The following is a 23,832-nucleotide window of genomic DNA, read 5'->3' as shown; positions in this document are numbered from 1 at the left end:
TTAGTTATCTGATTGTTGTAATAGCCACGCCAATCTACTTCGTTTAATCGGCTTGTTTAAAAAGTAAATAGGCTCTCCATGCTCTAACAACTCTTTAACTGTAAAATCTTCTGATATTAAAATCACATTTTTAGCGGTCAATACAATATCCTGTAATTCATAACGTAATATTTGCAAACCATTTCGTGGAAGTCCTAAATTAAAATCACAAACTATTAACTCAAATCTATTTTTATTCCCAATGTGATCAATTAATTTCATGTCATCAATTATAGTTAAATTATATCCCATAGATTGTAGTTGGTTTGCTATAGAATTGGCATAAAAGGGGTCATCATCAATAAGCAAAGCACTTTTTTTAACATTATTAGTTATTTGTGATTCTAAAGAGGTAACTTGAGGAAGCTGCATGTAAAAATGGCTTCCTTGTTGATTTGAAACTAAACATAACTCAAGCTTTAAAATTTCTGCTATTTGCTTAACAATAGTTAACCCTAGACCTGAACCAGGGTATTTCTCTGTTCCTCGAACAAATGATTCAAACAACTTAGATTGAATATGACTTGGAATTCCGGGACCATTGTCTTGTACAGATAAACATACATCGCCTTCTTTTGTTTTACAGGTTATTGAAACAAAGCCTTGAGATTCTAAGTTTTTAATTGCATTGTCAACAAGGTTGTTTAGGACTCGTGATAATAGAAAACGATCACTTAAAACACTTATATTTTCAACGTCTAAATCAATTATTAATTCGATATTTTTTTCATTAGCTACACTTGTGAACCTATGACATACCTCGTTCAGCAATTCCCTAAGACAAAAAGAGCTTATATTTGGAGTAATGATTTTGGCATCAAATTTGGATAAATTAACAATTGATTCAACTAACCCATCTAATAACATTAGTTCTTCCATTATTTGAGGTTTGTCTACATGTTCATGAGGTAATACTTGTTCTAATTTCCAACGAATCGCATTAAGAGGCGCTCTTAAATCATGGCTTGAACTAGCAATGAAACGAGTTTTTTCCAAATTGGCTTTAATTGCCAATTGTTGTTGTTCTCGGTAGCCCTTTGTTTTCTCCTGGACTTCTTTCGCCAGTTTTTCGGTATATAAATTTTGTTGTTTAGCCCTTAATTCAACCAACTTAAGTTTAGAGTTTTTTAATCTCAATTTATATGAAAATAAGAGACTTACAACTAATACTGCAACGATAAGGTATAAACTGAACATGAGAGGTGTTCGCCAAAATGGTAATGTTATACTGAAATCTATTGGGTAAACAGATGATACTGTACCGTCAAACCTTTTAATTCTAGTTTGTAATTGAAAGTTACCTGTATTTGGACGTACCAAATTAATTTCAGGCCTTGGAGTTTCTATCCATCTACCTATTGATTGACTATATTTATTTGAGTTCTCTACTAATCTGTATTGAATTTTATCTTGCTGAGTTAATAACAATGTCGGCGAAGATAAAGTAAAAGTTAATAAATTGGGCTCAATAAATAAGCGCTTTTCATTTTGTTTTAAAACATTTTGTTCAAGACTCATTTGAGCAAGTTTTATTTCAATTGATTGAGGTTGATTTAATGCAGATTTGGTATCCACAATAACAACATCTCTATCAGCAGAAAAGTAGACTTGCTCTCCTACTCTTCCACACTCGAATCTTTTGAAAGATTGTGGTTTTAACCCATCCCCCTGGCTAAAACTACGTAATTTTTTATCCGATAATAAAAATGTCGAAATACCATATCGAGCAGAAAACCAGAAACGACCAGTATAATCCTGTGTTAAACAAATGACTTGTTCCAGATTATCACTATTTCCAAATGTGAATTTTTCAAATTTGTTGTAATTTTGACTAGGTTTCATTAAATATAGCCCATCGTCAAAAGTTAATGCCCATAAGTTATTCTGATGATCTATATACAAATCAATAGGTACTTTAGGACCGTCAACTTCTTCAAATTTTGCGAAACTATTCAATAACTGTGAAGTAGATAAAGCCTGTATACCAACCTTTTGACTCGCAAAAAAGATTCGTTCACCCATAACTGCAATATCGACGATTAAAGTTCCTGGAAAAGTCAATGTATTTAATAATTGTAATTTATTCTTATTCTGTCGCACTACAAATAGCTGATTCTTACTTATAAGTATGATTAGATTTAATTTAGGTAGAAATTTAGCCGTTGTGATCACTACATTCTGGGGTAACTCATCTACTTGTAAAGGTATTATTTTATTATTATTAAATTGCGCTATAAGACCAGATTCATAGACTAAAATATCCTCATTTATTTTATAAGGTGAACTAGAATAACCAATATTGGCTACTTCTTTAGAATGAATACCGAAATTATTAGAAATTTTGTGACCTATCACCTCGTCTTTATTGAAAGTAAATAAAGTATCTGCGCTTGAAATAGTTGCTCCAATTGATTTGTTTAGAGGGACTCTACTTTCTTGAGATAGCCATTTAAAGCTGGGTTTTAAACTTATTCTAAAAGCACCAAGTGTTGTGCCTATCATTAAACTATCATCAGCTAAAATTCGAGCCGACAGTGCCATCTCTGCATTCAAATATTTGCTATTGAAACTATCTGGTAATATTGTTTTACGTTGATTAAGGTTGTTTACATTAAATATTTCAACACCTTTCCCAGTTACAGCATAAAGCAAATTATCATCGATAAAGAATTGAGAAATCATGTTGCTTAACATAGTTTTAGATTCTACGTTAAATTCATGACTCAATTTACCATTCTCAAAGACCAAAATTCCTTTGCCCAAAATACTGAGCCATAAACGGCCTTTAGGATCTATTATGGATGCTCGAATATCATGATGCTGAGGATTAAAGTCATTTAAGAATACTGGAGTAACATCCTCAGAGGCACTGTCATAAATGGCATATCCTTTTTCTGAAGTAATTAAGAATGTACCTTTATTAATTTTAGATACCACCTGAATTTGATTATCTAAGCCAATATTTGAAATGTTTTTAATAGAACGCGTTTTATAATCAATTTGGAGTAGTCGTCCTCTGGAAATAACCCAAGCAAACTCTTTAAAGAAGTGCACGTTATTAGCTCGATTTAACAAACCTTTAGGATCAAAAATGTGTCTAGCTTTTAATGTATGAATATCAACTAAATCAATACCATTAAGACTTAAAATCCACATTTCACTGTCTTTAGCTGCAACATGTGTAATTGCATTTGAACTAATTGAGCTAGAATTTGTAGAATCTTTTTTTAAATTGGTAATACCAACCCCATCTATTATACTGACACCGTTAGGGGTCGCCAACCAAACTCGGTTGAGCTTATCTTGACTAATTCCATATACATAATTACTCGGTAAACCATTCTCAACTGACCAATGAGCAGCATACGGGCGTATAACTTCAAAAGCCTGTGCTGCCTCTATATGAATAAGAACTAGAATTAAAATATTAATCAATAGGTTGGGAATTTTCATTGGTTCGCTTATAAAACGAATGAGCCTCTAATTAGAGGCTCATTATAGTTTGTTTAATGGAAGTTATTTTAAATCTTTCTAACTCTAAAAATTAAAGGTAGACATAACAATAACCATAGTATACCACCACCAGATGATTTTTCTTCAACAGTAACTTTAACTGTTTGAATTACTTCGAATTCTCCATCAGAAACTAAAACTTCAAATTGGAGAATATGATTTTCTTCAACGCTGGGTGCAGTAACAACAACCTCTGAGGTGCCCTTAAAACCTTCAAAGGCTGGGGCTCCAGAAGTTTGACGCCATTGATAAGTTAACGAATCATTATCAACGGCTTCTACTGAAAGTATAAAGTTTTCCCCTTCGACAACTTTAGTTTCCGAAGCAGAAGCTGTTACTAATGGCGCTTTATTAGTGTTAATTTGTTGTACTTTGCCTTCAAATACTTTACTAGACTTATTACTAGTCACGGTATATTTATGAATAAACTCCCCTGACATAGCTACAGTCATTTTAATAGGTATATCAACATTACTGGCAGTTGTTTGATTTGCAGCTAAATTTTTACTAACCGTTAAGGTATTGCCATTAACAGAAACTCCTTCAACATTTTGTGCTAATTCAAATCCTTCGGCTAAAGTAATTGAAGTTGTTAAATTTAAACTTTCACTTAACGTATTTGGAGAAAATGAAATTATTAATTCACTAATTTCATTACCTTTAATTGATTGTTCAGCAGTAACCATTACTGGAGCCCCTTTTTGTGAAACAACCAAACGACTGCTGCCCCATGAAGAAATAGTCCCAGTGTAATCTGACTCAAAAACTTTAATTTCACCATAATAGTTTTGGTTATTTTCCAACTCTCCACTCCATAAAACTGAAACAGGAAAGTTTAAATAATCTGAAAAACTATTTGATTTAATGGCATTAAATGGCAATAAAGTGTCTGAAGTTCCATTAACAACGTCTACAGTAATTTTATCTTTAAGAACTATATCTCCATCTTGTTCAGCGACAGCATCAGAAGCAGAGTAATTCCAAACTAGAACCCAATAAGTACCAGCTACACTACCGTTAACGGAGCAATTTTCACCAATATTAGCAGAGCCTGCTGATACACATAAACGTTCTACTTCTTGAGGTTTACCATCATAATTTGAATCAAAACCAACAAATAAATCAGTGTCTTTGTTCGTCGCTCCTGACACATAAAAATCAAGTTGGGGTGAATTACCATCGTTCTCAAACGTAAAGTAAGCAACGCCATCTGATAAGTCATTAAATGGAGTAACAACTTTACCTTCTTCTTCACTATCTACATCAGAGTCTTGGGCAGCCTCAACAGTAAAATTTTGTCCTTTAATTAATGGGCCATTCGTGAATGAAATCATTTCAGGACGGCGAAACATAAAACTTTCAATATCAAAGCCAGCTTCGTTGAAATAGTAGTCTTGTTGAACTAATTTAGGAACAATAGCAACTAAAGGCTTAACTCGAATTGGAATTAACAACTTATCAACGGATGCATTTGATGAAGTTAATTCAATTTGTGAATCATACCAATCATCTGAAGCCGAATCTAATACCTCAGCCGTTATTTCAACCTCATAAGTTTCACCTGCTTTTACTTCTAGCGTTTCAGGTGAAAAAGAGATTTTCACTGGCGGGAATCTGCTCCATGGTAAACCAAATCGCCAAGTAGCGTCTTCTGTTGCTGTGAATGTACGTCCAAAAGTACATATTCCGGCACAGTTAGGTTCCACTATATAAGCCGTATTTAATTGTGAAAAATCATTACCTTCAGCAGGATCAGAATTTAAATATTCATCTTGAGTTATATCTAGAATTAAAGGAGAGTTAACAGCTTGATCAACCCTAATCATACCCGAGCCACGATCCCAAACATCTGCACCAGTTTCTCGATCTTCTTTAAGCATACTTGGATTTGCTGTCATCATTAATGCTGATTGCATTTGCGATGCACTCCAGTCAGGGCGAACTTGACTTAAAAGAGCTGCTGCTCCTGCAACGTGAGGCGCAGCCATAGATGTTCCTGATAGAAAGGAAAAATCACTTGGAGCAGGATTGTTAGAAAATGGCATAAAGTCACTATACGCAGCATAGATGTCTGTACCTGGTGCAGCTACATGTGGAACCATTAACTGAGGATAATCAGAATATGGACCTCGTGATGAACTAGGATTTAGAATATTAGCATTTGCGTCGTCACTTAATGCCATACCAGCAGAAATCGTCACTTCTGGCGTTGAGATATTGTCCATCCATTCTTTTAATGACTTACCATCTTGTTCGTCAATTTGAATGCCTGGGACAGGATAGTTTATAGAATATAAAGCCGTTGCCGAACCAGAGAAATTTCGAATTACGACACCAACCCCACCTAACTCCTGTACAGCTAATGCTTTCTCATAAAGACTATTACCACCGCGATCACATAGTACCACTTTACCCTTCATATCAGGTAAATTACTTTGATCATCTGTATCAAAATTACATTGACGTATAAAGGCCCATGAGCGCTTAGCTCCAGCGTATACTAGTTCTCCAGTTATTTCAGAGCTTATCATGCCAGTACCTTCAATTTCATTAAAAGGTGTTTCTGCATTAATACTAGAACTTAGTGTTTTACCGAAATAACGACCATGAGTGGCATTTGCTACTACTGTATACCAAGGTGCTAAATGACCAACTGTATTGGCACCAGAACCAGAGTTACCCGCAGAGATTGAAGCAAAAATACCAGCCTCGTTTGCGGCTAAATAAGCCATATCTAGAGTGTTTAACCAAGGGTGAGGTCCCTCGCCATTTGGCCCAATAGACATGTTAATAACATCAACACCAATTTCAATAGCATCTTCTACAGCTTTAACCATTGCTCCTACATTACAGCCACCGGTATGACCACAAACTTGGAAAGAAACGATGTTTGCATGTGGAGCAACGCCAGACATTTCAGGAATATTGGAGCCGACAATTGGGTTTCCATCATGAGATTCTTTATTGCCTGCTGTATAATAAGGTAGGTCTCGTAAAACATTACCGGCAGCAGTAGAAGCCACATGAGAGCCATGACCATTAAAATCCTCTCCTACGTGAGGAACTTTATCACCAAATGTTGCTGTAATTGATTCATAACTGTAAACACCTATCAGTTTATCATTACAAAGCGCTTCAAAGCCCTCTTTTTTACAATCCCCAAAATATTCTTCCTTAGGGTTAGAGTGGGTATATCCATCACCACCCAATGCAGCAAAAGAAGGATGATCAGTATTAATACCTGAATCAATAATACCTACTACTACCCCTTCACCTTTATGACTTACACCAGGTGTTGCACTCCAAACAGTTTTAGCGCCAATATGATCTGGCCCTTCTTCAGTATGTAACTTATATTCTACTTGACGGATAACCTTTAAGACTTGAGGCATCGAAACCATAGCTTTAGCTTCTTGTTCTGTCATCTTGATAGAGAAGCCATTAAAGGCGGTCGTGTAGTTAAATTGTACGTTTAGTTGTTTACCCAATAAAATCTTAGCTGCCGTTAAAAACTCGGCTTGCTCTTCTTTTAGGCTACTTACACGGTCTTGAATAACTTTCGAATGAAAAACTAATTTTTCACTATTATCTCTTGGTGCGTTCTTGACAAATGCTGCTGGCATTTGACGCAATTGTACAAAATAATGATTTGTTGCATTTTCTGCATTTAGAGAAACGACTTCATTTATCTTACTTTCATAAGCATAAGGCTTAGCTATCGTTTGGTCGCCCCAATTCGCGGAAGCGCTGCCACACATTAACAATGAGACAGCTAAAATGGATTTTTTTAACATTTTTTTATTCCTATTAACTTTGTTTACGGACAACTTTACGTATCGATAATCCAGCAAGGCATAACAATAGCCCCCAAGAATTAGTACCACCTGAAGAGCTTTTTTTACTTTCGATAGTTACGCTTACTTGTTGTGATGTAGTTTGACCTAAAGAATCGGTTACCGTTAATTCAAGTACCGCTACTTCATCTGAACGAACAAATGGAGAGGTAATATTTAAATTCAATTGTTCTGTTGACGCTAAAGTCAATTCTGCGCCAGAAATTTTTCTCCAGTTAACCGTTTTGATGTTAGCAAGTCCTGATAAAACAGGAGAAATAACAGTTGTTCCACCTTCGATAACAGAAACATTAGGCATCCTAATAGTTGGCTCTTTATCATTAGTAACATTGACTATTAATATTTTGCTTACACTTGATTCAGTATCACTCACAATTAACTCAAACTTTAATTCTGTATCCTCTAATAAAACAGGAGTTTGAAATGATAGTTGTGATTGTTCAGTGGAGAAATCTACGGATTGACCAGAAACCTGATTCCATGTGATAGATAAGTTTTCATTATCAACATCTACAACATTAGCGACGACATCAACCAATGTATCTTCGCTTGCAGTAATGGTTTCAATTAAGTCGATAGTTGGCTCATCATTTACATTTGTGACATATAGTATGTAATCATTTGTAGTAGTTCGAGTAGAGTCTATCGAGTGTGTTGCCGTGACGCTGACTTTAATCTGACCAGAAAATTCTGCCTTAGGAGCTACAGTTAATAGTATTTCACCATTTTCAAGTTGTGCTTCAACAGTATGTTCATCATCATCAGAAAGTGCCGTAACAGAATAACTCTCACCTTCCAAAAGCTCGTTAGTATCTGCAATTTGCAGTACTGTTGAAAATATATTGTCTTCAGCAACAAACCAAGTTGTTTGAGGCCATGAAAGTCGTACTCCTTCTGATATACCTATAGTCCCTTCTGGTGTAACACTTTGTAAATATGTTCTATCTGCTCCTTCAGTTTGAGCCTTATCACTACTTACCTCTAAACCAGCTTTAAACGTAGTAATTAATTCCCCAAACGGAGAAATAACAGGTGATACTGTACTCAGCCATAAATTAGGGTTAGCAACGCTAACATCCCTAACAATTTCACCATCAAGAGTAAAGTCTACCCTGCGAATTTCAGCTGCTGTCTGCGAATAATCTGTAGACTTAGCATAAGCAATTGAAATTTGGTCTTTGTAGACACTAATGTGTCCACCAGATAATACGCCTAAATCCTCATCGATATTACCTTCCACAGGCTCAAAATCCTGTACTTTGATTATAGCTTTCGGGTTTTCGAGCACAAAGCTGCCATCTCGATTAATCCCTTGATAAAACACCGCATAATCATAAAAAGGACCAGCTCCTCCAAGAGCCGTCCACCCTACAACGAAAGTTTTATCATGCAACGCTATAGTAGGGTTAGCAACATCATAATATTCCGAATCAAAATTACTCGAAATACGCGCACCAGCCCCTTTGTATAAGCGATCACCGTTTGCATTTACATGTTGAAAATATAAATCTCCAGCAAAGTTTCCGGGTAAACGTGTTGCATAAGCTACTCCGCCTAACCCGTCATCCACTAGATGTATTACTGGAACACCTGAGCCAGGTAGTTTATTTGGGCCATCCATTAATAGAATCGGCTCTTCTCCCCAAATTTCATTCCCTTCAAAATCATATTTTTGTGCATATAACGCATTGGCCCCGTCTTCATCTCGTTGTCCCATAGACAAAACAATAATACCGTCATTAACTGTAATAACATCCACGCTAGTATATGATTTATCAGTTGATGAAAACGGTTTTACCCAATAGGCCTCCCCTGCGATGATTTCTTCTATAGGTTCTTCACCTTCAAAGGTTTCTGATCCTTTGAAACCGTCATCACGAATAAGGCCAACATCAAATTGTGTTATGTAGTTGTAATCTCTATAACGATGAGTGAAGGCGACACCGTGGTCATTTGGATGTATTCTCGCTAAATTAGAGCGGCTGACACCAGCTTCTGAGGCAAAGCCTGGTTCAACCATCCAAGCTAATGTTCCATCAGAATTAGTTTTTGCTATGTAAGTTTTAGATGCCCATACATCATCAAAAGCAGTATAAATAGCATCGTCTTTACCGATCTCTAAATCCCACTTTAAGATGAATGATGTATTTCTATCTTTAACTAGTACAGACTCACCATTCCAAAGTTGGTTGCCTTCTCGGTCGAACTTAGCTAAATGAAAGTCGAACCTTTCACTAACAACAGAAAAACCAGTGATTATATTACCTTTACTATCAACCGCTGATTTTGAGGCGTCTGCTTCTTCAGCGACAGTAAGGTAACTTCTGGGGTCACTGCCCCACTGGGACTCAGCAAAAACCAGTGGTGATGACACTAGTCCTATTGTGAGTACTAGGTGATTGATGTTCAAAATTTTTTCCCTCATCGTTTTTGTTATAATCAAGATATTATATTGAGATAAAAATGAGGAAATTCATATCGACCTAAGTACCCATAAACTATGGGTATTTAGTCCTAGGCATTATTATTTTTACTTTAATATAAAGTTTTAATGCTTCTTTAATTAATGTATTTTTCTATGGCCACTGCACCAAGACTTAAATCCTATTAGGTACTCCATGACTTATGACGAATAAAAGCAAGATAACTTTCATTCCTCCACCAATTTATACTATTTGCTTCTTCACAAACTATTATTACCAAAGTTACAAGGAGTTTTCCTTCTGCTTTTCTTCAAAAACTGTAGCCGTCTAACTTTATAGTTTATAAGCTAAAAGTGTGCTTTCACACAAAATAATACTCGTTGTTTTGCTATAATTAATAGTGTTCAAAACACGTTTCGCTTTTTCAACGGCTATAATGAGGACAAAATGAAGCAAACTAAGCTTTATGATGCTAAAACTTACTTATCTATAATAGAAAGTTCCGCAGAAGGCATTATTATTATTCAGAGTGTAGTGGCATACTGAATTTGGCCACCTAGTTAGAGGTGATATGATCACCTCATAAAGTTTATTAGGTGACAAAATGACAAGAACAGGAAAGCGCAATTTCACACCAGAATTTCGATTAGAAGCCGCTCAATTAGTTGTTGACCAAGGTTACTCCATACGAGAAGCTGCTGAAGCGATGAGTGTTGGCAAATCCACGATGGATAAGTGGGTTAGACAGCTTAGAAACGAGCGTAAGGGTGTGACAAGCAAAGCAAGTCCTATGACGGCAGAGCAGCGTAAGATTAAAGAGCTTGAGAAAAAGATAAAACGTATTGAATTAGAAAAGGAAATTCTAAAAAAGGCTACAGCTCTCTTGATGTCGGACTCGATGAACAATTTAAAATAATCAAACGACTCAAAGAGAGCTATGCAGAATTAACGGTTTGCCAAATCTTTGATGTTCATCGAAGTAGCTTTAAGTATTGGAATAAGCGCTCGAAAAGGCTCAGTAGTAAGCAGCTGAAAGAAATAGCGGCTGTTAAGCAGATTCATCGAGAAAGTAATGGCTCTGCTGGCTCTCGAACTATATCAACCATAGCTATTGATCGTGGCTTTGATATATCACGCTTCTGGGCTAAAGGCTATATGAAGCGCTTGGGATTGGTCAGTTGTCAGCAACCTAAGCATAGATATAGGAAAGCGACTCAGGAACATATAGCAATACCTAATCATCTCGATAGGCAGTTTGATGCTGTTAGACCAAACCAAGTTTGGTGCGGTGATGTCACTTACATTTGGGTAGGCAATCGTTGGGCTTATTTGGCGGTTGTTATTGATTTATTTGCTAGAAAACCAATTGGTTGGGCAATGTCGTTATCGCCTGATACTGCACTGACAAGCAAGGCCTTGAGTATGGCTTATGAAATGCGAGGTAAGCCTAAGGGGGTAATGTTTCATAGCGATCAAGGTACGCATTACACGAGCCGTAATTACCGACAGTTATTATGGCGCTGTCAGATAAAGCAAAGTATGAGTCGCCGTGGAAATTGTTGGGATAATAGCCCAATGGAGCGGTTCTTTAGAAGTTTGAAAACTGAATGGATACCAACAACAGGATATCGTTTATTTACTGAGGCTAAGGCTGAAATAACACATTATATTGTTGGGTATTACAGCTCAGTTAGACCACATCATTACAATGCTGGTTTAACACCAAATGAGTCAGAGAAAAGATACTGGCTTGAATACAAAAACGTGGCCAATATTAGTTGACCACTACACTACTTAAGTAAAAAGAACGGGAGAAACAGAGTTACCTTCTACCAAAGTGAAGAAGAAATTTTTAATTCATTAACAAATAATATTTATTTTTATAATTAAATTATGTGAAAGTGCCTTCAATTAACTTTCGCATTAAATGTAAAACTACTTTCTTAGTACTCAATGCCTTTCAATTATTGGCAACTCACAGTTATTAACCTAAAGAGGAAAAATGATTAATACGCAATTAAAGAAAAGCCCTACAACATAAAAGTATAGGGCTTATATATTTTAAATCCGCTTAGCCTTGCAATCAACGAATAAACTATTCAGATTGCGATTGTTCTACATCCATGTCATCGGCTACAGAGGTGTTACTAAGTATCGCTGAAACGGCCATGATAAGTACTGCAAATATCACCGTAGTCAGCTTTAATCCTCGTGAAGATGACTTATTCATTCTATTACCTATTAGCTGCACTTAGTTATTATTAATTTGCTTACATTTACAGCGTGTCAAAAATCTAATTGATTTAAAAACAAATATCAAGGCTTTGGTGAATAAAATGTTTAAAAATCAATCAAAAGTTTGACATAGTTTATTCATCAGCACTATTTTGATCGAACGAGTCAGCTTGATGTATTCTTTGTTCTTCATCTGAAGATATAGTTACCCTAATAGAAGCACTTAGCATACCGCCACCTGAGTTAAGCATACCTAAATTAACATTCCCCTGAAGTAACTGACTGACTTCTTTGACCATCGCCATTGAGGTACTATACCCAGCGAGATCCTTTTTAGCTAAAGACCTTAAAATTTCATCGCTATCTGCTGCGGTAGCTTCATCTTGGTGAGAAAAGATAAAAAATAATGTTGCACTACGCTTATGGTGTGTATGAACTTTTATAGATAGTCTTAGAGAGTCAGTTTTAAACAACTGCTGTGCGCTCTTAATAAATGCTGTCAGTAATTTTTGAATACGTAGTTCATCACTATTAATATAATGTGGTACTTCCTTATCAATTAAAAAGAAAATTGATTTTCCTGCCATCAAATTATTTGCTTTAACCATTAACTCTAAACGATTAATGAAACCATAAAAATCGAAAGGCTCACTTTTCACCGAAATTCCGCCCGACTCAATTTCTGATAAATCCATCATAGTATTTAATAATTGTTCGATATTATTTGAGGCATGATTAATGCCCAAAACCTGCTTATTATTAATCCCTTTCTGTTTAAACTGCTCAACAAAAGCTCTAATGGCATTTAACGGTAGACGTATTTCATCGTTTAATGTACGCAAAAATCGAATTTTTGCTGAACTACTTTGTTCAGAGTGTTCTTTAGCCAATATTAATGCTCTGGCTTTGGAGTCAACCTGCTGTGTTAATTCACTAGAATAAGCAGCCATCATAAGAATCATTAATTGAAAAAAGAATCCGCCGAATGTGCCACCAAGTAAGATGCTCCATGTTTTCAGCGACTTATCTTGTACAAACCATGGTTCAGACTCAGCTACTTCTAGGCTCCAATAACGAGATAGCACTGGAATTTCTACCCTACGACGAAGTCGATTTTCAAGATCTAATGCTTTACCAAATAATACATAAGGTTCTGAAGATGAAACATCCTGAATAGTAAACTTTACTATATTTTGCTTTTCTTCATCTATTTGCCGTAAAAAATCATCAAACTGCACTACAGCGACGACAAAACCCAGTAAATCATCCTGTTTTTTAGGCAGCTTATAATTCAAAATTGGTTGAGTATTTTCTTGAGCCCTATGTTCAAATACGGCTTTACTAAATAGCACCCCCGGCTTTGTATGATCATCCTGTATTAGTGAGATAGGTGCACTTGCCAAAAGAACATCACTATGGAAAACACTCGTCATCGAAAGTGTATTTACAGGGTTAGAATATACATCAAGCCCTAACACGACTTCATTCCCTTCACTTGGATAAATATAATACAGTGGAGCATATCGCTCTCTTTCAGCAGCTGGCTGAAGGTTATTTCCTTTATTTCGCTCTTTTATTACAAAATGGTGCTGAAGTAGATCACTGGCATTATCTTCAAATGACTTCCTTTCTGAAGCCTCAACTATTGGAGCCCACTCAAGAGCCCTGATACTGGTTTGTTCACCTAATACTTTTTCACTAAAAATATTAAACTCATAAAGATCTACTACTTCACTGGCCTGAAAAAATGCCGATAGGCTATTTACTTGTTTTTCGACTTCTTGAATTTCTTGTTGAATAACTCTTGCTATTTCAGCTTTCTCTTGTTCAAACAGCATCAACCTATCAAGTTGTTGTTCATCTTGAGAAGTTTTGATGATAAGCAAAATGGCAAAAGCCCCAATAAATGAAGCAAATAAAATATAGAGTTTTTTACTAACATGAAACACCATTGAATCGCGTTCTTGTCGTAATAACATTGTCGGAACAAAAAAGACGGCTATCAATAAGCTGCTAGACCAAGAAGATAAAAACGTATAAACAAATGAGCCTGTTAAAACTTTATTATCTAGCATTGAAATTATAAGTACTGCGGAGGCCGAAACCAATCCTGCAATAGGTCCAACTTTAATTAAAAAAGCAAACAACCAGCGTCTAGATTTTAGCCATTTCTTGTAAAATACATATTGATAAGTTAATTGCTTAGCCCAATAGCTTTGCAAGATGATTGCTAAAGTTGAAATCAGCACTAAAGAAACATCAACATCAAGGTTTAAGTAGTGATAAGAAAAGATTGGAAAGGCGATGCTCATCAGTAAGATTGCAACAAACGCAGCATTTCCCCATATAATAATCAAACAACTAGCTACACCTGCAGCAGGACCAACATAATTCACAAAAGAAAAAGGAGTCATAATCAACAAAGCACCAACACATGTAGAGAAAAAGATGATGGCTGAGGTTAAAAATTGTTGGATATGGTTTGGTAGCATAAAGTGAATAATGAACGAAATATCATAAAATTACTCTGATATTATCAGAGTTTATCCTTTAAACAATTATAAACTTTAGTGTCCATAAATAACTAATATTCATCTTATTAGTTAACTAAAGCCAAAATAATATAAAAAATACGGTAATTAAATTTGCGCTGATGGGCTTGGTAAGGGAAAATATGCCTCCAAAATTTAATTATTATCAACAATAACTATAAGAATCGATGTTTATAAACGTAATTTAGGCATTACTTTCTTATAAAAAAAGACTGGAGCTACTATGTCGTCGCGTCAAGAGTTGGCAAATGCCATTCGAGTTTTAAGTATGGATGCTGTTCAAAAAGCAAAATCAGGGCATCCTGGTGCACCTATGGGAATGGCAGATATTGCCGAAGTACTATGGCGTGACTTTTTAAAGCATAACCCAACAGATCCAAACTGGGCTGATCGCGATCGATTTATTCTTTCAAATGGCCATGGCTCAATGCTTATTTATTCGCTATTGCATTTATCAGGTTATGATTTATCAATTGAAGATTTAAAGAGCTTCCGTCAATTGCACTCTAAAACACCTGGCCATCCAGAATATGGTTACACGCCAGGTGTTGAAACGACAACAGGCCCTCTAGGTGCAGGTATTTCAAATGCGGTAGGTATGGCTATTGCTGAAAAAACTTTAGCGGCACAATTTAACCGCCCTGAACACGATATTGTTGATCATTTCACTTACTGTTTCTTAGGTGATGGTTGTTTAATGGAAGGCATCTCACATGAAGCTTGTTCTCTTGCCGGCACGCTTGGCCTTGGTAAACTCATTGCTTTTTGGGATGACAATGGTATTTCAATTGATGGTGAAGTAGAAGGTTGGTTCACAGATAACACCCCTGCTCGTTTTGAATCGTACGGCTGGCATGTCATCAGCGTAGATGGTCATGATACTCAAGCTATTGCAAAAGCAATCACAGAAGCAAAATCAGTAACTGATAAGCCAAGCATGATTTGCTGTAAAACTATCATTGGTTTTGGTTCACCAAATAAAGAAGGTACACATGACTGTCATGGTGCACCGCTGGGTGATGAAGAAATCGCTGCAACGCGTGAAAAGTTGAACTGGACGCACGCACCGTTTGAGATACCTGCTGATGTTTATAGCCAATGGGATCAAAAAGCAAAAGGCCAAACAAGTCAAACAAGCTGGAATGAAAAATTTGCCGCATACCAAGCTGCACACCCAGAGCTTGCAAGCGAATATGAACGTCGTGTTATCAAAGGCGAATTACCACAAGACTTTGAAGAAAAAGCCAACGCTTTCATTCAACAATGCCACGAAAATGGTGAGAACATTGCTTCGCGTAAAGCATCGCAAAATGCGATTGAAGCTTTTGGTAAAGTCTTACCTGAAATGTTAGGTGGCTCTGCAGATTTAGCTGGTTCAAACTTAACGTTATGGTCTGGTTCAAAAGGTATCGAAACAGACCCTGCTGGTAACTACATTTTCTACGGTGTACGTGAATTTGGTATGAGTGGCATCATGAACGGTATATCGTTACACGGTGGTTTCATTAATTATGGTGCAACCTTCATGATGTTTATGGAGTATGCACGTAATGCTGTACGTATGTCGGCATTGATGGGTGTGCAAAACATATTTGTATACACTCATGACTCAATTGGTCAGGGCGAAGACGGTCCAACTCACCAACCGATTGAGCAATTAACTAATTTACGTACGACTCCAAATTTAACAACATGGCGCCCATGTGATGCAACGGAATCAGCAGTAGCATGGAAAGCTGCGGTTAAAAACCAAAAAGCGCCAACAGCGCTTATTTTTAGTCGTCAAGGTTTGCCTGCTGTATCTCGCACTGCTCAACAGCTTTCGAGCATAGAAAAAGGTGGTTATGTTATTGCTGACTGTGAAGGAACTGCAGACGTTATCTTAATTGCTACCGGTTCAGAAGTGTCTTTAGCACTTGATTCTGCAAAAGCATTAACAGAACAAGGTCAAAAAGTACGTGTTGTTTCAATGCCTTCTACCAATGTATTTGATGCGCAAAGTAAAGAATACAAAGAGTCTATACTTCCAGCCTCTGTTACAAAACGCGTTGCCATTGAAGCGGCACATGTTGATTTTTGGCATAAATATGTCGGTTTACATGGTGCTGTTGTTGGTATGACAACCTTTGGTGAGTCAGCACCAGGTAATGCATTATTTGAACACTTTGGTTTCACTGTTGATAACGTAGTAAATACTGTTAATCAATTGTAAGCAACATAACAAGGCGGGCAATTAACCCGCCTTGTTACTTTTTCTACAGCACATTCTTGCTAACTTAGTGATTACATGACTATTAGAATAGCTATCAACGGCTTTGGCCGAATTGGCCGCAGTATCGTTCGAGCATTATATGAAAGCGGCAGAACAGACGAATTCACTTTAGTTGCTATTAATGAATTAGCGCCAGCATCAGGCATCGCTCATTTATTAAAATATGATACAACCCATGGACAATTTCCTTTTGATATCACACATCATGAGCATTCATTACATATAAGCAATGAATATTTGGGCCACAATAACCCAATTTCTGATGAAATAGTATTAAGCCATCATAAGTCTTTAACTGATCTTCCATGGAAAACATTAGATATAGATTTAGTACTCGATTGTACAGGAAAATACGGTAATAGAAGTGATGCTATGGTACATATTGCACAAGGTGCAAAAAAAGTACTTTTTTCACACCCTGGCAGTCAAGACCTTGATGCCACCATTATCTATGGCATTAATCACTTAAGCTTAACGCAAGACGATAGAATTGTTTCTAATGGCTCTTGTACCACCAATTGCATTGTACCGGTAATTAAAGTGCTTGATGAAGCTTTTGGCGTAGAAAGTGGCACTATTACTACCATTCACTCGTCAATGCATGATCAACAAGTGATTGATGCTTATCACCCTGATTTACGGCGCTCCCGTGCAGCAAGTCAATCCATCATTCCCGTTGATACTAAACTTGCTGCAGGTATAGAGCGGATAATGCCAAAGTTTAAAGGGCGTTTTGAAGCTATTGCTGTAAGAGTACCTACGGTAAATGTAACTGCGATGGATCTTAGCATCACAGTGAATCAAGATGTCACTATCGATGATATCAACAAGGCAATTTTTCAAGCACAAGAGCAGCCTATAGAGCAACATGGATTAAAAGGCATTCTTGCTTATACTGAAGAGCCATTAGTTTCTATTGATTTTAACCATAATCCACACTCCTGTATTGTTGATGGCAGTCAAAGCCGTGTAAGCCATAAACGCTTAGTAAAAATGCTATTATGGTGTGATAACGAGTGGGGTTTCGCCAATAGAATGTTAGATACAGCCCTACAGATGAAATAAATAGATACTGAATTAACTTTTATTATTTACTAATAACAATTTTTTGGAGACCAGCATGTCAGTTATAAAAATGACAGACTTAGCACTTAACGAGCAGCGTGTTTTAATTCGCGAAGATTTAAATGTTCCTGTGCAAAATGGAAAAATCACCTCAGATGCTCGTTTACGTGCGGCATTACCAACATTAAAACTTGCGTTAGAGGCCGGTGCAAAAGTGATGGTTATGTCACATTTAGGCCGTCCAACTGAGGGTGAAGCAAATGAAGAATTCTCTTTACAACCAGTTGTTGATTACTTAGCCGCAGCGTTAAATTTCCCAGTAAGGTTAGTAAAAGATTACTTAAATGGTGTGGATGTTGCTGCTGGTGAGTTAGTGGTTTTTGAAAATGTCCGTTTTAACAAGGGCGAAAAGAAAAATGATGAAGCATTAGCAAAAAGCCTTGCCGCGCTTTGCGATGTGTTTGTCATGGACGCTTTTGGTACCGCTCATAGAGCTCAAGCGAGTACCTATGGCGTAGCACAATTTGCACCTGTTGCATGTGCAGGTCCTTTGCTTGCAGGCGAGCTTGAGGCGCTAGGTAAAGCACTAGATAACCCTGCCCGTCCTTTAGTGGCAATTGTTGGCGGTTCAAAAGTTTCGACTAAACTTACTGTTTTAGATTCGCTATCAGCTATTGTTGACCAATTAGTTGTAGGTGGTGGTATTGCTAATACTTTTATTGCTGCATCTGGCAATAACGTTGGTAAATCATTGTTTGAAGCAGATTTAGTTGAAGAAGCAACACGCTTAACTAAACAAGCTCAAGCAAATAATGGTGATATTCCAGTACCAACTGATGTCGTTGTAGGTACAGAGTTCTCTGAGTCAGCGACTGCAACCTTAAAAAATGTTAATGAGGTTTCAGCTGACGACATGATCTTTGATATTGGTCCTGATTCAGCAAAAGCCTTGGCAGATATTATTGCCAACGCAGGCACTATTGTTTGGAATGGCCCTGTGGGTGTATTCGAATTTGATCAATTTGGTGAAGGCACAAAAATCATAGCTCAAGCTATCGCGAACAGCTCAGCATTCTCAATTGCTGGTGGTGGTGATACTTTAGCCGCAGTTGATAAATACGATATCGCTGATAAAGTTTCTTATATTTCTACTGGCGGCGGCGCTTTTCTCGAGTTTTTAGAAGGAAAGAAACTCCCTGCTGTTGAAATTCTTGAACAACGCGCAAAATAAAAACAGTCGTTTGAACGATAACAACGTTAAAAACAAGACTGATTTGAAACGAGTACTTATATAGTACTCGTTTTTTGTTTCTAACAGATAAAATATAGAATTCTTTGCTATTGTACTACGTCTTATTTTATTTTTCTCTATGCTTTCGAAACTTTACAGTCAACCCCAACCAAGTAAACCTAGCCAAACAAAACCAAAACGAAAGACAAACGAAAGTTACAACACCTATGGTAGTAAACTTTCAATCATAATGTTAAAGCATGTATCTTCTAATAGGTAGCACCGTCGCTAATGTTGTTATATTTGAACAAAATTTAAAACTAAAAAATAAAATCGTTTAAAACGCAAGTTTTACTAAATTATTCTGTAAGATAAGCTTTCGCTTTGCTATAATTCTGCCCATCAAAATAAAAACTTTCACCCATTACAACAAAACTTATCTAGGAGTAAGTAAATGGCTTTAATTTCAATGCGCCAAATGCTTGATCATGCGGCAGAAAATGGTTACGGTATTCCAGCATTTAACGTTAATAACTTAGAGCAAGTACGTGCAATCATGATTGCTGCGGATAAAACCAATAGCCCTGTAATTTTACAAGGCTCAGCTGGTGCACGTAAGTACGCAGGTGCTCCTTTCTTACGCCATTTAATTTTAGCAGCAATCGAAGAGTTCCCTCATATTCCTGTTGTAATGCATCAAGATCACGGTACATCACCATCAGTCTGCCAGCGTTCAATCCAATTAGGTTTTTCATCAGTTATGATGGATGGTTCTCTAATGGATGATGGTAAAACACCATCAAGTTATGAGTACAATGTTGACGTAACTCGACGTACTGTTGAAATGGCACATGCCTGTGGTGTTTCGGTTGAAGGTGAGTTAGGTTGTTTAGGCTCTTTAGAAACCGGTGAAGCTGGTGAAGAAGACGGTATTGGTGCTGAAGGTAAACTTAGCTTAGAACAAATGCTAACTGATCCTGAAGAAGCAGCCGATTTTGTAAATAAAACTCAAGTTGATGCTCTAGCGATTGCCTGCGGGACATCACATGGTGCTTACAAATTTACACGCCCACCTACAGGTGACATTTTAGCGATTGATCGGATCAAAGAAATTCACAAACGTATTCCAAATACTCACTTAGTTATGCACGGTTCGTCATCAGTACCTCAAGAATGGCTAGCAGTAATTAATGAGTTTGGTGGTGCTATCCCTGAAACTTATGGTGTGCCTGTTGAACAAATTTGTGAAGGTATTAAGCATGGTGTGCGTAAGATAAATATTGATACTGATTTACGTCTTGCTTCTACCGGTGCAACCCGTCGTTTCTTAGCGCAAAACCCAAGTGAGTTTGACCCGCGTAAATTTTTAGCGAAAACGACAGAAGCGATGACAGATATTTGTATTGCTCGTTATGAAGCATTTGGTACTGCTGGCAATGCTAATAAAATTAAACCTATCTCATTAGATACTATGTTTGATCTTTACGAAAAAGGTGAGTTGAAAGCCGTTGTAAAATAATTGGCTTTTCATATTAATCTTCTTAAAAGGGCTTCGGCCCTTTTTTTATTTAACCGCCTTATGCCCACTCATGCATAATTCGTTAGGTTAGTTACTTTTTAGTAAAGTAATTATCATTGCGCTCTGATAAAAAGCTTAGTTATAATACGTCGTTTACCTGCTGGTAGTTATTTGTTCTAATCGAATAATTATTCACCTTAACTCGAAATCACTTAACAATAATAATAAAACCATGAAGTATTATTTAAACTGTCTAGTCGTAATTACCCTGTCTTTTTTTTATTCATTAAATGTAACAGCCACCACATACCCTGAAAATGCAGTAGAGAAAAGTTTAATATCGGCTGAACAAGCAAGTTCAGCTGACATTTTATCAAGCCTTGAGAAAGCAGATGAAAAACCAGAAAAAAAGAAATCAACTTTCTCTGCCTCAGCACAGTTAGGCTTACTTTATCAAACAGGTAATACTAAAAGTGGCGATGTCAAAGCTGGTTTAGATCTTCGCTACGAGAAAAACTTATGGCGCAGCTTGTTTATTTTTGACGCCTTATTGAAAAAAACAGAAATTGTAAATAGTGATGGTGAAGATAACTTTGAAACAACAGATAACAAATGGAGCGTGGTAACTCAAACTAACTACACTATCAATAGTACAAAAAGGAACTATTTATACGGAAACCTTTTTTATGAAGAAAACCGTTTTTCAAGCTTTGATTCTCAAGCGTCTCTTTCAACAGGCTGGGGAAGACGTTGGTATGAAACTTCATCAACGAGTTTTGATGCCGATGTTGGGCCGGGATTCAAAAGGGATGTTACAAGACCAACAACAGCAGAACGTGAAGAGGGAATTGGCAGTGAAACCCGCGACAGTTTAATCTTACAAGCTCAGGCTCTGTATATTCAAAAAATCAATGAGCATATTGAATTCAAGCAATTACTCGTTGCTAAACACGCTATTGAGAAGGGTGAAAATAGTCTTTATAAATCTGAAACCTCTTTAACCAGTAAGTTAATTGATTCTTTGCAAATAAAGCTTAGTTTTATTGTCGATTACAACTCTAAAGTCGACCCTAACAAAGCTAACACAGATACCCAAACTGCTGCAGTGCTTGTCTATAGCTTCTAGCACGAATACAGTCATAATTCAGATAATTACCTGCAATATTATTAGTGCAGGTAATTCTTAAATCTTAATAAATGATTCCAATATCACTAATTAAATATTATTTACTCTCTTACCTCTGTGCTGATTAAGCTTTTAGTTGCCTAAACACCGATAGAATCCTAAAATAGCTGGCAATTAATTAATAATACTTAAAAAGGTTTTCTTATGGCTCAGCCGCTTCCAGATAAATTCATCATGTCGATGAACCGTGTGTCCAAGGTGGTTCCACCAAAACGTACTATTTTAAAAGATATCTCACTATCATTTTTCCCTGGAGCCAAAATTGGTGTATTAGGTTTAAACGGTTCAGGTAAGTCTACCCTACTTCGTATCATGGCTGGTGTAGATACTGATTTTGAAGGTGAAGCGAAAGCCCTTGCCGGTACTAATATTGGTTATTTACCACAAGAACCTGAGCTTGATGAAACTAAAACGGTACGTGAAGTTGTTGAAGAAGCTGTATCAACGGTTAAAAATGCCCTTGCACGTTTAGATGCTGTTTATGCTGAATACGCGGAAGAAGGCGCCGACTTTGATGCTCTAGCAAAAGAGCAAGGTGAGTTAGAAGATATTATTAATTCTCAAGATGGTCACAATATTGATAATGTTTTAGAGCGCGCTGCTGATGCGCTTCGTTTACCTGAGTGGGATCAACCAGTAAAAGTATTAAGTGGTGGTGAACGTCGCCGTGTAGCCTTATGTCGTTTACTACTTCAAAAGCCAGACATGTTGTTACTTGATGAGCCAACTAACCACTTAGATGCAGAATCTGTTGCTTGGTTAGAACGCTTCTTACATGATTATAATGGTACTGTTGTTGCTATTACCCATGATAGGTACTTCTTAGATAATGTTGCTGGTTGGATACTAGAGCTAGATAGAGGCCACGGTATTCCTTGGGAAGGTAATTACTCATCTTGGTTAGAACAAAAAGATGCCCGTTTAGAGCAAGAAAGTCGTAGTGAAAATGCCCTACAAAAGACCATTAAACAAGAACTTGAGTGGGTACGCTCTAACCCTAAAGCCCGTCAATCTAAAAACAAAGCACGCATGGCTCGCTTTGAAGAGTTAAACAGTCAAGAACATCAAAAGCGTAATGAAACGAATGAGCTTTACATTCCGCCTGGGCCTCGTTTAGGTGACAAAGTACTGGATGTTAACAACTTAACCAAATCATTTGGTGATAGGGTGTTAATTGATGATCTTAGCTTTAGTATTCCAAAGGGCGCTATCGTAGGAATTATTGGCGCGAATGGTGCCGGTAAGTCAACGTTATTTAAAATGATGTCGGGTGCTGAACAGCCAGATTCAGGTACAGTATCGTTAGGTGATACCGTTAAATTGGCCAGCGTTGACCAATTTCGTGATGATATGAATAATGAAAACACAGTTTATCAAGAGATTTCTCAGGGTAATGACATTATTCAGATTGGCAATTTTGAAATTCCTAGTAGAGCTTATGTGAGTCGCTTTAACTTTAAAGGTACTGATCAACAAAAAATCATCGGTGACTTATCAGGTGGTGAAAGAAACCGTGTTCATTTAGCGAAGCTTGTTCAAACAGGTGGTAACTTATTACTACTAGATGAACCAACCAATGATCTTGATGTTGAAACACTCCGTGCGTTAGAAGAAGCCCTACTTGAGTTCCCTGGCTGTGCCATGGTTATTTCTCATGACCGCTGGTTTTTAGATAGAATTGCAACACATATTTTAGATTATCGTGATGAAGGACAAATTAACTTTTTCGAAGGTAACTTCACCGATTATGAAGAGTGGTTGAAAAAAACTCTGGGTGCTGCAGCAATCGAACCTCACAGAATTAAGTATAAAAAAATAGGTTAATCCTTTTCTAAAAATTAAATATAAAAGGCAGCTAAAATAGTGATTTTAGCTGCCTTTTTCACTTTTACTTTTCATAAAATAGGGCTATGCTAAGAGAACAATCTTAAAAAAAGTCATTG

Annotated in this window: 12 protein-coding genes; 7 read left to right on the top strand and 5 right to left on the bottom strand. The window is 36.9% G+C overall.

From position 1 onward, the window contains the following. The 3 genes from EPA86_RS05385 to EPA86_RS05375 all read right to left on the bottom strand — a co-directional run bounded on the left by EPA86_RS05385 (position 1) and on the right by EPA86_RS05375 (position 9,816). Complete coding sequence (locus tag EPA86_RS05385; protein WP_140602397.1) at positions 1–3,492, bottom strand: hybrid sensor histidine kinase/response regulator; 3,492 nt, start codon at positions 3,490–3,492, stop codon at positions 1–3. Positions 3,493–3,560: 68 nt separating this feature from the next. Next, positions 3,561–7,346, bottom strand: a complete 3,786-nt coding sequence (locus EPA86_RS18440; protein ID WP_140602396.1) for a S8 family serine peptidase — start codon at positions 7,344–7,346, stop codon at positions 3,561–3,563. Positions 7,347–7,359: 13 nt separating this feature from the next. Further along, positions 7,360–9,816, bottom strand: coding sequence for a hypothetical protein (locus EPA86_RS05375; RefSeq protein WP_140602395.1), 2,457 nt, complete (start codon positions 9,814–9,816; stop codon positions 7,360–7,362). A gap of 617 nt (positions 9,817–10,433) precedes the next feature. On the opposite strand from EPA86_RS05375, the gene EPA86_RS05370 reads away from it, so the two are divergent. Then, positions 10,434–11,611, top strand: a protein-coding gene (locus EPA86_RS05370) for an IS3 family transposase (protein WP_140602394.1) whose coding sequence is annotated in 2 segments (ribosomal slippage) — positions 10,434–10,701 and positions 10,701–11,611 — 1,179 coding nt in all. Because the reading frame shifts where the segments join, the coding sequence is not laid out codon by codon here. Positions 11,612–11,924: 313 nt separating this feature from the next. Here the strand turns inward: EPA86_RS05370 and EPA86_RS18435 are convergent. Further along, positions 11,925–12,059: a hypothetical protein gene (locus EPA86_RS18435; RefSeq protein ID WP_281284860.1), complete on the bottom strand. Its 135-nt coding sequence runs from the start codon at positions 12,057–12,059 to the stop codon at positions 11,925–11,927. Between the two features lie 139 nt (positions 12,060–12,198). Further along, complete coding sequence (locus EPA86_RS05365) at positions 12,199–14,478, bottom strand: CHASE domain-containing protein (protein WP_246058273.1); 2,280 nt, start codon at positions 14,476–14,478, stop codon at positions 12,199–12,201. 361 nt (positions 14,479–14,839) lie between these two features. Between EPA86_RS05365 and tkt the strand changes: the two genes are divergently transcribed. From tkt to ettA, 6 genes are all read left to right on the top strand, one after another. After that, a complete protein-coding gene (gene tkt / locus EPA86_RS05360) occupies positions 14,840–16,828 on the top strand; it encodes a transketolase (protein WP_140602392.1) in 1,989 nt (662 codons plus the stop codon). 75 nt (positions 16,829–16,903) lie between these two features. Further along, on the top strand, positions 16,904–17,953 hold the full coding sequence (epd, locus tag EPA86_RS05355; protein ID WP_140602391.1) for an erythrose-4-phosphate dehydrogenase: 1,050 nt from the start codon (positions 16,904–16,906) through the stop codon (positions 17,951–17,953). A 55-nt stretch (positions 17,954–18,008) separates the two neighbouring features. Then, positions 18,009–19,184 (top strand): phosphoglycerate kinase, encoded by a 1,176-nt coding sequence (locus tag EPA86_RS05350; protein WP_140602390.1) that lies wholly within the window; start codon positions 18,009–18,011, stop codon positions 19,182–19,184. Positions 19,185–19,638: 454 nt separating this feature from the next. Next, positions 19,639–20,703, top strand: a complete 1,065-nt coding sequence (fba, locus tag EPA86_RS05345) for a class II fructose-bisphosphate aldolase (protein WP_140602389.1) — start codon at positions 19,639–19,641, stop codon at positions 20,701–20,703. Positions 20,704–20,935: 232 nt separating this feature from the next. After that, entirely contained in the window at positions 20,936–21,829 is an 894-nt protein-coding gene (locus EPA86_RS05340) for a DUF481 domain-containing protein (RefSeq protein WP_140602388.1), read from the top strand. A gap of 204 nt (positions 21,830–22,033) precedes the next feature. Then, entirely contained in the window at positions 22,034–23,713 is a 1,680-nt protein-coding gene (gene ettA / locus EPA86_RS05335) for an energy-dependent translational throttle protein EttA (protein WP_140602387.1), read from the top strand. Positions 23,714–23,832 lie beyond the last annotated feature (119 nt).

This window comes from Litorilituus lipolyticus (assembly GCF_006439335.1).
Classification (GTDB): domain Bacteria; phylum Pseudomonadota; class Gammaproteobacteria; order Enterobacterales; family Alteromonadaceae; genus Colwellia; species Colwellia lipolytica.
Note: the sequence above shows the minus strand (reverse complement) of the source record. Positions and strands in the feature narration are given on the sequence as shown.